Genomic DNA, 10,333 nt, shown 5'->3' on the forward strand with positions numbered 1-10,333 from the left:
CTTGCAGCGAATTTAATTGATCAATGCTCAATTAATATTGTTTATACAGTCAACCAAGCTGCAGCACAATGGCTGCAGCCATGACGAAGAAATCGCCACCCAAGCCCCGCACCGCCGGCCGCCCCGCCGGCGGTGGCGGCCTGACGAAGCAACGCATCGCCGAGGAGGCACTGGCGCAGATCGACGAATTCGGCCTCGGCGCCTTCAGCATGCGCGAGGTTGCGGCGCGGCTCGATGTCTACCCGGCCACGGTGCACTGGCACGTAAGCACGCGCGAGGCGCTGCTGGCCGAAGTGGCGGCCATCGTCATGGCCGAAGTCGCGCCGCCGCCCGGCAAGCTGGCCTGGAAGGACTGGATCGCCGAACTGTTCCGGCGCTGCCGCGCCGCCGTGCGCCGCCATCCGAACGTGGCGCAGCTGCTGGGCGCGCAACTGGTGTCGAACGGCAGCCTGCCGATGGCGTTGGTCGAGGGCGTGCTGGCCGCGCTGACCGAAGCCGGCTTCGAGGGCGAACCGCTGCTGGAGGCCTACAACTGCGTGATCGCGGCGATGCTGGGATTCCTCACGATGGAGTTCTCGCCCCTGCCCGCCGACAACACGCAGGCCTGGGCCGAGGAGTTGCGCGAGCGCGTGCACACGATCCGCCCGCTCGACCATCCGGTGCTCACGCGCAACCTGCCGCTGCTGGCCAACAAGGCGTTCATCGTGCGATGGGACAACGGCACGGCGGTGCCGCTCGACGGCAGCTTCGAGCGGCACATCCAGATCACCATCGACGGGCTCGAGGCCTCCGCGCGGCGGATCGAGGCGGCGTAGGCCCCGCGGTTCGCGCAGCGCCTCAACGATGGCGGTGGCATCGACCGGCGCTTCTGCGGGTTTACCCCCTGGAATGGCACGCCCGTCGTCGCGGGCTTCCCCGCAGCGGATAAACTCCGCCCTGCGCCGCGGCTCGCCACGGTGCAATTGCTAGGGGTGCTGGGCGGCTTGCCGTCCGGCTGAGAAAGTCCCTTTGAACCTGTCCGGTGGTTTCACCGGGGGTCCGCATCGTTTCCGACGACGCGGGCTCGAGGCAATCCTCGCGCAGGGAAGCTGGTCCGGTGGCCTCTCACGTTCTCTCGCGTGACGGCTGCGCCGCTCGGGCCTCGCCCACCTGCCAAACCTTTTGCACTGGAGCAAATGGATGGCAAACGATGACACCGCTACCGGCGCCAACGAAGCGCTGACGCCGCTGCCCGCATCCCAGCGCGTGTTCGGCTGGCACGACCACGCCTCGCTCTGGTTCAGCCTCGGCGTGGGCCTGCTGGTGATGCAGATCGGCGCCTACCTGGTGCCGGCCGTGGGCACGCGCGACGCGGCCATTGCCATCGTGCTCGGCTCCTGCGTCGGCGCCGGCCTGCTGGCCTGGACCGCGCGGCTGGGCTGCGAGAGCGGCCTAGCCAGCGCCGGCCTGATGCACGCCACCTACGGCAGCGCCTTCGCGCGGCTGCCGGTGCTGCTCAACATCGTGCAGCTGGTGGGCTGGACCACTTTCGAACTCGTCGTCATGCGCGAAGGCACGCAGGCCATCGGCCAGTCGGTGGTCGGCCCTTCGCTCGGCACCGCCTGGGGCGGCGTGCTGACCACGCTGCTCTGGGGCGCGGTGCTGCTGGCGCTGCTTGCAGGGTCGATGGTCAAGCTGGTGCGGCGCTTCGTGAGCCGCTTCGGCCTGCCGCTGGTGATGCTGTCGCTGATCTGGCTCACATGGCAATTCGCGACGCGGCTACAGGCCAAGGGCCTGGACGCCTTCTGGGCACGCCCGGGTGACGGCACGATGGGCATGTTCGGCGCGCTCGACCTGGTGATCGCGATGCCGGTCTCGTGGCTGCCGCTGGTGGCCGATTACGCGCGGCACGGCCGGCGCAGTGCGACCGGCAAGGGCGGCCTGGGCAGCGCCTTCAGCGGCACCTGGATCGGCTATGCGCTCGCCAACATCTGGTGCTACGCACTGGGCGTGATGGTGGTGAGCGTGGCCGAGCCCGGCACGGGTCTGGTCACCGCGCTGCTGCTGGCACAGGGCGGGCTGGTGGCGCTGGGGCTGATCCTGATCGATGAACTCGACAACGCGTATGGCGATGTCTATTCGGGCTCGGTCTCCACGCACAGCCTGCTGCCGCGATGGAGCGTGAAACGCTGGGGCCTGCTGCTGGCCGCGCTGTGCATCGCATTGGCTCTGGTGCTGCCAATGCACACGCTGGAGCCCTTCCTGCTGCTGTTGAGCTCGGTGTTCGTGCCGCTCTACGGCGTGATCATCGGGCGGCTGGGCGGCGGCCAGTCGGTGTCGCCGGCCGGCACGCGGCAGATCGATTTCGGCGCGGCGCTGATCTGGATCGCGGGCATCGCGGCGTACCACGCGCTGGCCAGGTGGGCGCCGCAGTTCGGCTCTGCGCTGCCCACGCTGGCGGCGACTTTTGTTCTCGCCTGGCTCAGCCGGCCTTCACCGGCAAACGGTGCGTCGGCACTGGCGCAAAGCCGTGGTTGAGGGGGCCATGACCCGCACCGACCTTCACGTTCGCACCGGCGGCCATCGCGCCGAGGATGTAGGCACGCGCCTGTTCGACCGCCTCGGGCAGCGCCGCGCCCAATGCAAGATGCGCGGCGATGGCGGAAGACAGCGTGCACCCCGTGCCATGCAGGTTGCGGCTGGCAATGCGCCGGGAGGCCAGCCGCTTGCGCTCGCCGCCGGTTTGCAGCAGCACGTCGACCACGTCTTCGCCCGGCAGATGGCCGCCCTTGAGCAGCACGGCCTTTGCACCGAGCGCGAGCAGTTCGTCGGCGGCGCCGTCGAGCGCATCGACGCCATCGATGGCATGGCCGATCAGCAAGGCGGCTTCATCAAGGTTGGGCGTGACGACCACGGCGCGCGGAAACAGTTCGCGCACCAGCACCTGCACCGTCTCGGCCGCGATCAGGCGGTCGCCGCTGGTGGCCACCATCACGGGGTCGAGCACCACGTTCTTCAATTGATAGCGGTCGATGGCCCAGGCCACCACCTCGACCACCTCGGGTGCATGCAGCATGCCGAGCTTGACGGCATCGACGCCGATGTCTTCCACCACCGCCTGGATCTGCGCCTTGAGGAAATCGGGCGGCACGCCGTGGATGCCCGAGACGCCGAGCGTGTTCTGTGCGGTGAGCGCGGTGATGGCCGTCATGCCGTAGCAGCCGAGCGCCGCGAAGGTCTTGAGGTCGGCCTGGATGCCGGCGCCGCCGCCGCTGTCGGAGCCGGCGATGGAGAGCACGCGTGCGTAGCGCTGGGTGGGTGCGGAGGTCATGCCGAAAATTATCGGCGACTCTTCTTCTCCCTCCCCTTCCGGGGGAGGGCCGGGGTGGGGGCACGCGGCGTATCCATTGGGCGCTCTGCCTGCCCCCATCCCAGCCTTCCCCCAGAGGGGGAAGGAGCAAGACCATGAGCCTTCCTTTTCAATCGGCTGCCATTCTCGGCGCAGGCCTCATGGGCCGGCTGCTGGCGGTGACGCTCGCGCAGGCCGGCTGCAAGGTCGATCTGTTCGAAGCCGGCAGTCCCGATGCCGAAGGCGCCGCCGCGCGCGTGGCTGCGGCGATGCTCGCCCCGTTGGCCGAATCGGCCGTGGCACCTGTGTCGGTCGTGCGCATGGGGCAGCATGCGCTGTCGCGCTGGCCCGAACTGCTTGCCTCGCTCGCTCAGCCCGTGTTCTTCCAGCGCGAAGGCACACTGGTGCTCTGGCATCGGCAGGACGCCGCCGAAGCCACACGGCTTGCGCGCGTGCTTGCGAACACCGGCACGCAGGTGCCTGAGCTCGCGCCGATGCAGACACTCGACGCGCAAGCGATTGCCGCGCTCGAGCCTTCACTGGGCCAGCGTTTCGCGCAGGGCCTGTTCCTGCCGGGCGAAGGCCAGCTCGACAACCGCGCGTTGCTGGCTTCGTTGCTCGCCACGCTGCAGGCCAGCCCGCGCGTCACGCTGCACTGGCAATCGCCGCGCGCACCCTCGGACTTTTCGCCCGGTGCGACGGGCCAGCCCGACTGGTTGATCGACTGCCGCGGTCTCGGCGCCAAGCCCCAATGGAACGTGCTGCGCGGCGTGCGTGGCGAGGTGATCCGCGTGCACGCGCCCGAGGTGAGCCTGAAGCGCCCCACCCGCCTCGTGCATCCGCGCTACCCGCTCTACATCGCACCCAAGCCCGGCAAGCTGTTCGTGATCGGCGCGACCGAGATCGAATCGGACGACATGTCGCCCGCCAGCGTTCGCTCCACGCTCGAACTGCTGAGCGCCGCCTATGCCGTGCACAGCGGCTTCGCCGAGGCGCGCATCGTCGAGATCGCCACGCAGTGCCGCCCTACGCTGCCCGACAACCTGCCCGCCATTCGCCAGCCGCAGCCGCGCATGCTACAGATCAACGGCCTGTACCGCCACGGTTTCATGATCGCGCCCGCCCTGCTCGACGCCGCGATGGAACTGCTTGCGCATGGCCACTCGGTCCTCGCAAGGAGCTTCGGCATGGAGACCTCCGACACATGACGATGAACATCCTGATCAACGACAAGCCCTTCACGCTGCCGGACCACGCCAGTCTGACCGACGCTCTGGCGGCATTGAACGCCACGCCGCCTTTCGCGGTGGCCGTGAACCGCGAGTTCGTGCCGCGCTCGGCATACGCCGCGCGCACGCTCCAACCCGACGACCGCATCGAAGTGATCCGCCCCGTGACCGGCGGCTGAATGATGGAGACAAAGAACATGACAACGAACGACCCCTTGGTGCTCTACGGCGAGACCTTCCAGAGCCGCCTGCTGCTGGGCACCGCGCGCTACCCCTCGCCCGACCTGCTCGAAGCCGCGGTGAAACGCGCAAGGCCCGCGATGCTGACCGCCTCGCTGCGCCGCCAGACCGCCAGCCAGGGCTCGGGCAATAGCGAGCTCGGCAACGGTTTCTGGGAGCTGCTGCGCAAACTCGCGGTGCCGGTGCTGCCCAACACCGCCGGCTGCCACAGCGTGCAGGAGGTGATCGCCACCGCGCAGATGGCGCGCGAGCTGTTCGACACGCCGTGGATCAAGCTCGAGCTGATCGGCGACGACTACACGCTGCAGCCCGACACGCTGAACCTCGTCGATGCCGCGTCGCAGCTGATCCGCGACGGCTTCAAGGTGCTGCCCTACTGCACCGAAGACCTCGTGCTGTGCCAGCGGCTGGTCGACGTCGGTTGCCAGGCCGTGATGCCCTGGGCTGCGCCCATCGGTACCGGCCGCGGGCCGATCAACCCCTACGCGCTGCAGGTGCTGCGCGACCGCCTGAAGGTGCCGATGCTGGTCGACGCGGGCCTGGGGCTGCCCTCGCATGCCTGCCAGGTGATGGAGTGGGGGTACGACGGCGTGCTGCTCAACACCGCCGTTGCGCTGGCGCAGGACCCGGTCGCGATGGCCGGTGCTTTCGCCGACGCGGTGCAGGCCGGCCGCACCGCATACCGTGCCGGCGCCATGGCCGCACAAGACGCAGCACAGCCCAGCACGCCTGTGCTCGGCACGCCCTTCTGGCATCACGCACCATGACCGCCGCGACCGACGCCCGCGCCATCGCGCACGCCATCGTCGCGGCCCACGGGTTGCGCTTTGGCGCCATCACCTCCGCGCCCGTGGCCGCGCCCAGCTTCTCTTCCGACGACCCCGTCTACCGCGGCGCCAAGCAGGCCTGCACCGCTCTCGGCTTCATCGAGATCGATGCCGAATGCCTGGCCCATGCGTGGCGCGCCCAGACGCAGCGCCTGGGCAGCTTCGACGCCGTGCTGTGGCCCGCCGCACCCGAAGATTTCGGCATGCGGCCGTTTCCACCGGCCGGGCGCGGCGACGCGTTCCCGCCCTGCCCCGAACGGCTCGGCCTGTATGCCGTGCTGCCCGATGCGCAATGGGTCGGCCGCATGGCGCGCGCTGGCGTACCGACGGTGCAGTTGCGCTTCAAGTCCGATGACGCAGCGGCCGTCGAACATGAAGTGCAGGCGGCCGTCGAAGCGGTGCAAGGTACCGGCGCCCTGCTCTTCATCAACGACCACTGGCAGGTCGCCATCGCGGCCGGCGCCTACGGCATCCACCTCGGCCAGGAAGACCTCGACGCGCTCTCGCCCGACGAGCTGGCGCAACTGCGCGCCTCGGGTCTTCGCCTGGGTGTCAGCACGCATGGCTACGCCGAGATGGTCCGCGCCGACAGGGTGAGCCCGAGCTACATCGCCATGGGCGCGGTGTACCCGACCACGCTCAAGAAGATGGCGACCGCACCGCAGGGCGTGGCCCGGCTCGGCGCTTATGCACGGCTGCTGCGCGGCTATCCGCAGGTCGGCATCGGCGGCATCGATGCCGTGCGACTGCCCGAAGTGCTGGCCACCGGCGTCGGCTCCGTCGCCGTGGTACGCGCGCTGGTCGCGGCCGAAGACCCCGAGGCCACGGCCGCGCAATGGATGGCGGCCATAGGCGCCACAGCGGGCAACTGAACAGAATGAACCACAAGCTCACCTCCTCCCCTGGCTGGCCACTCTCGCCCGTTTCGCGTGCACTGGCCGTCGTTCTTTTCACCACTGCCTTCGGCGCGCATGCGCAACAAGGCACGTTGCGCGAAGTCACAGTCACCGAAGGCGCCGCCGCACCGCAAGCCGACATCAGCGGCTTCGGCGACGTGCCGCTGCGCGAGTTGCCGCTCTCGGCCACGGTGATCGACGACAAGCAGTTGCGCGACAGCGGCGCGCGCCGGCTCGCCGACCTCACGCAATTCGATGCCTCGGTCACCGACGCCTACAACTCCGCGGGCTACTGGGACTACCTCACGGTGCGCGGCTTCGTGCTCGACAACCGCTTCAACTACCGGCGCGAGGGCCTGCCGATCAGCGCGGAGACATCGATCCCGCTCGACAACAAGGAGCGCGTCGAGATCCTGCGCGGCACCAGCGGCATCCAGGCCGGCACCAGCGCGCCGGGCGGGCTGGTCAACTACGTCGTGAAGCGGCCCACCGAACAGGACCTGCGCACGGTGCGAATCGAGACCACGAGCCGCGGCAGTACGCTCGGCGCCATCGACCTGGGCGGGCGCTTCGGCGCGGACCGCCAGTTCGGCTATCGGATCAACGTGGCGAGCGAAAACCTCAAGCCGCTCACGCACAACCTCGACGGCAACCGCAACCTGTTCTCGCTCGCGGCCGACTGGCGCATCTCGCGCGACTCGGTGCTGGAGTTCGAGATCGAGCAAAGCCGCAAGACGCAGCCGAGCCAGAACGGCTACAGCCTGCTGGGCAGCGCGCTGCCTGCGCCGGTCGATCCGCGCATCAACCTCAACAACCAACCGTGGTCGCAGCCCTCGGTGTTCAAGGCGCTGACGGGCACGGTGCGATTCAGCCAGGCGTTGAACGCCGACTGGCGCTGGAGCGCGCAGATCGGCCAGCAGCGCCTGAAGAGCGACGACCGGCTGGCCTACGCCTTCGGCTGCGGCGCCGAAGGCAACTACGACCGCTACTGCTCCGACGGCACCTTCGACTTCTACGACTTCCGCAGCGAGAACGAGCGCCGTACGCAGACCGCGGGCAGCCTCAACCTCAAGGGCAACGTGACGACGGGCAGCGTGCGGCATGAGCTCGGCTTCGGCCTGCTGCTGAGCCGCGTGCGCAACCGCTTCGACAACCAGGCCTACAACTACGCGGGCACCGGCAACGTCTGGGGCACGGCCATCGTGCCGCCGAGCCCCGACGCCAACACGCCGCAGACCAATCGCGACGAACGCTCGACCGAGCTGTCGGTGCAGGACGCGATACGCTGGAATGACCGCTTCACCACCTGGCTCGGCGTGCGCCACACGCGGCTCGATCGCAGCAGCATCGGCAACGATGGCTCGAGCCCGACCGGCTACAAGCAGGACGTGACCACGCCGTGGATCGCGGCGAGCTACGCCATCCAGCCGGGGCTGCTGGCCTATGCGAGCTGGGGCAAAGGCGTCGAATCGCAGGTCGTGCCGAACAGGATCTCGCAGTACAGCAATGCGGGGCAGGCGCTACCCGCGTTGACCTCGCGCCAATGGGAACTGGGCCTGAAGGGCGGCAGCGAAGCATTCAGCTGGCAGGTCGCGTGGTTCGACATCTCGCGGCCGATGACCAACCTCGACCTGTGCGGCGCCTACTGCGAAGTGCGCAACGACGGGCGCGCGGTGCATCGCGGCCTGGAGGCCGGCGCGCAATGGAGCCAGGGTCCGTGGCGCATCGGCGGCAGCATCGCGGTGATCGATGCCAAGCGGCGCGGGAGCACCGCGAATCCGGCGCTCAATGGAGAGTCGCCGACCAACGTGCCCAAGGAGGTGCTGCGGGCGCAGGCCGCGTACCGCGTCGCATCGGTGCCGGGCCTCGAAGTCGCGGGGCAGCTTTCGTACGAAGGCCGCCGCAACGTGTTGCCCGACGGCTCGGTCACGTTGCCTTCGTGGACCCGCGTCGATGCGGTGCTGCGCTACGACACCAAGGTACGGGGCGTGAACACCAGCTGGACGCTGGCCGTCGATAACCTGTTCGATCGCCGCTACTGGAAGGAATCGCCCTATCAGTTCAGCCACGTCTACCTGTTCCCCGGGGCGCCGCGCACGCTGCGCCTCGGGGTAAGTGTTGCGCTTTGAACGCGGCCGGGCAAGCACCGTCAAAAATCACGCTATAATCTAAGGCTTGTTCCTCGATAGCTCAGTCGGTAGAGCGCCGGACTGTTAATCCGTAGGTCCCTGGTTCGAGCCCAGGTCGAGGAGCCACTACAAAGCCGCAAGGCCTCTGGATGCCCCGCTACTCACAAGGTAGCGGGGCATTTTCATTTGCACTGTCGCGCCGGGTGCTCGGCGTCACGCAAAAAATCGGGGATGGCCGGCGAGATCGGCAAATCCATTGCATATAATTTAAGGCTTGTTCCTCGATAGCTCAGTCGGTAGAGCGCCGGACTGTTAATCCGTAGGTCCCTGGTTCGAGCCCAGGTCGAGGAGCCACCACAAGCCGCAAGGCCTCTGGAAAGCCCGCTGTCTTTTTGGACAGCGGGCTTTTTCTTTGCCGGTACATGCTTAACGGCAAGGCAGGTGAGGCCATTGCTTGATGGCCTCGCGGCACGTCCTACACTCGGGCGCATGGCCCCCTTGTCCGTGTTCCGCAAACACCCTGCACGCGCAGCCCTGCCCCAGGCAGTGGCTGGCTGCCGCACGGGTGCTGCCCTTGCGGCGACCACGGCGATCTTGCGACGCACCCGCGCACTTTCCTGAGCCCGGCGGTCCGCTACCCTCCTTCCTGATGCGCGAACCATTGACCGCCGGGCACCCGCCGCGCGGCAGCGACGCCGTTCGTTCTTCCATCCAGAACGGCGCCGCAATCAACTGGAGTGCTTCATGCTTGCAACCATTCACGGGGAGCGCACGCTCACCGAACTCGACTTCGTCCGCCTCGGCAAACTGACGGGCCACCAGCTTCCGCCCGTACTCGCCGAACTCCTCGATGCGGCGGACGTGCTGCCCTCGCGCGAGGTCCCGGGGGACATCGTGACGATGAACTCCCAGGTGGAGGTCGAAGACCCCGTCACGCGGCAGCGCCAGAAGATCACCCTCTGCTACCCCGGTGACGCGCAGCCGGGCGCAGGCTTCGTCTCGGTACTGTCGCCCGTCGGCATCGGCCTGCTGGGCATGAAGACGGGCACGCTTGCCCGCTGGCAGATGCCCAATGGCGCGGAAGGCGCCGCGCACGTGGTCGCGGTGCTGTTCCAGCCGGAGGCCAGCGGCGACTACACGCGCTGAGGTCGCTCGTGACTTTCGGCACTGGCGCGCCGTAGTGCCGGGGTCGTATCGTCGCGCGGCCGCCGGCGGCGCGTCGAATCGGGAGGCCGTACAGGCCATGGCAATTTCAACTTCGGTCCTGACGAGTGACGCCTGCCACGGGCGCAGCATCCTTCTTCTCACTCGACAGATCGAACATGGCTTTTTTCAAACTCTCTCTCGCAAGCGCACTCACCGGCCTGCTGGCCCTTTCAGGTTGCCAGACCATGGATATGCAGATGGGCAGCCAGTCGGCCAAGACCATGGCCACCGGCAGCGCCGCAGGCAGCGCCACCGCCGGCGAAAGCAGCCAGCTCGAGCGCTGCGAATCGCCGCTCGGCACGGTGTCACTGATCGAGAACGTGAATGCAGGCTGGTACACCATCCTTACCGGCGAATACCGCCTGCCGCCCACGGCCAACCTGCTGCGCCTGCTGGTGCAGCAATCGAACTGCTTCATCGTGGTCGAGCGCGGCGCGGCCGGCATGAACGCGATGACGCGCGAGCGCGCGCTGATGCA

The 10,333-nt window shown here is 68.2% G+C and carries 9 protein-coding genes, 2 tRNA genes and 1 pseudogene; 11 read left to right on the forward strand and 1 reads right to left on the reverse strand.

Features of this window, described 5'->3' with window-relative positions; translation table 11 throughout:
* The first annotated feature begins 80 nt into the window (after window positions 1-80).
* Window positions 81-815 (forward strand): TetR/AcrR family transcriptional regulator, encoded by a 735-nt coding sequence (locus AC1DFC_RS14785; protein ID WP_007839292.1) that lies wholly within the window; start codon window positions 81-83, stop codon window positions 813-815.
* A 364-nt stretch (window positions 816-1,179) separates the two neighbouring features.
* Window positions 1,180-2,517, forward strand: a complete 1,338-nt coding sequence (locus AC1DFC_RS14790; RefSeq protein WP_007839291.1) for a purine-cytosine permease family protein — start codon at window positions 1,180-1,182, stop codon at window positions 2,515-2,517.
* On the opposite strand, the gene thiD is transcribed toward AC1DFC_RS14790, so the two are convergent.
* Window positions 2,462-3,310 carry a bifunctional hydroxymethylpyrimidine kinase/phosphomethylpyrimidine kinase gene (thiD, locus tag AC1DFC_RS14795; RefSeq protein ID WP_413331536.1) on the reverse strand — a complete coding sequence of 283 codons (849 nt, stop codon included), beginning with the start codon at window positions 3,308-3,310 and terminating at the stop codon, window positions 2,462-2,464. The two genes, AC1DFC_RS14790 and thiD, sit on opposite strands and share 56 nt — an antisense overlap.
* Window positions 3,311-3,444: 134 nt before the next feature.
* Between thiD and AC1DFC_RS14800 the strand changes: the two genes are divergently transcribed.
* From AC1DFC_RS14800 to AC1DFC_RS14840, 9 genes and pseudogenes are all read left to right on the forward strand, one after another.
* Window positions 3,445-4,536: an FAD-dependent oxidoreductase gene (locus AC1DFC_RS14800; RefSeq protein ID WP_478179484.1), complete on the forward strand. Its 1,092-nt coding sequence runs from the start codon at window positions 3,445-3,447 to the stop codon at window positions 4,534-4,536.
* Window positions 4,533-4,736, forward strand: a complete 204-nt coding sequence (thiS, locus tag AC1DFC_RS14805) for a sulfur carrier protein ThiS (RefSeq protein ID WP_007839285.1) — start codon at window positions 4,533-4,535, stop codon at window positions 4,734-4,736. The genes AC1DFC_RS14800 and thiS overlap by 4 nt, the downstream gene beginning before the upstream one ends.
* Window positions 4,737-4,754: 18 nt before the next feature.
* The gene (locus tag AC1DFC_RS14810) at window positions 4,755-5,564 is read left to right on the forward strand and encodes a thiazole synthase (protein ID WP_007839284.1); all 810 of its coding nucleotides are present in this window, start codon (window positions 4,755-4,757) and stop codon (window positions 5,562-5,564) included.
* Window positions 5,561-6,496 carry a thiamine phosphate synthase gene (gene thiE / locus AC1DFC_RS14815; RefSeq protein ID WP_007839281.1) on the forward strand — a complete coding sequence of 312 codons (936 nt, stop codon included), beginning with the start codon at window positions 5,561-5,563 and terminating at the stop codon, window positions 6,494-6,496. Before AC1DFC_RS14810 ends, thiE begins: the two co-directional genes overlap by 4 nt.
* 5 nt (window positions 6,497-6,501) lie before the next feature.
* Window positions 6,502-8,649 (forward strand): TonB-dependent siderophore receptor, encoded by a 2,148-nt coding sequence (locus tag AC1DFC_RS14820; RefSeq protein WP_007839280.1) that lies wholly within the window; start codon window positions 6,502-6,504, stop codon window positions 8,647-8,649.
* Between the two features lie 50 nt (window positions 8,650-8,699).
* A tRNA-Asn gene (locus AC1DFC_RS14825) sits at window positions 8,700-8,775 on the forward strand.
* 152 nt (window positions 8,776-8,927) lie between these two features.
* Window positions 8,928-9,003: transfer RNA gene (locus AC1DFC_RS14830), tRNA-Asn, on the forward strand.
* A 390-nt stretch (window positions 9,004-9,393) separates the two neighbouring features.
* Window positions 9,394-9,795: a GreA/GreB family elongation factor gene (locus AC1DFC_RS14835; protein ID WP_478179485.1), complete on the forward strand. Its 402-nt coding sequence runs from the start codon at window positions 9,394-9,396 to the stop codon at window positions 9,793-9,795.
* A 176-nt stretch (window positions 9,796-9,971) separates the two neighbouring features.
* Window positions 9,972-10,333 (forward strand): annotated as a pseudogene (locus AC1DFC_RS14840) (peptidoglycan-binding protein); the annotation flags it as partial.

Source organism: Variovorax sp. 10L421, assembly GCF_056395365.1.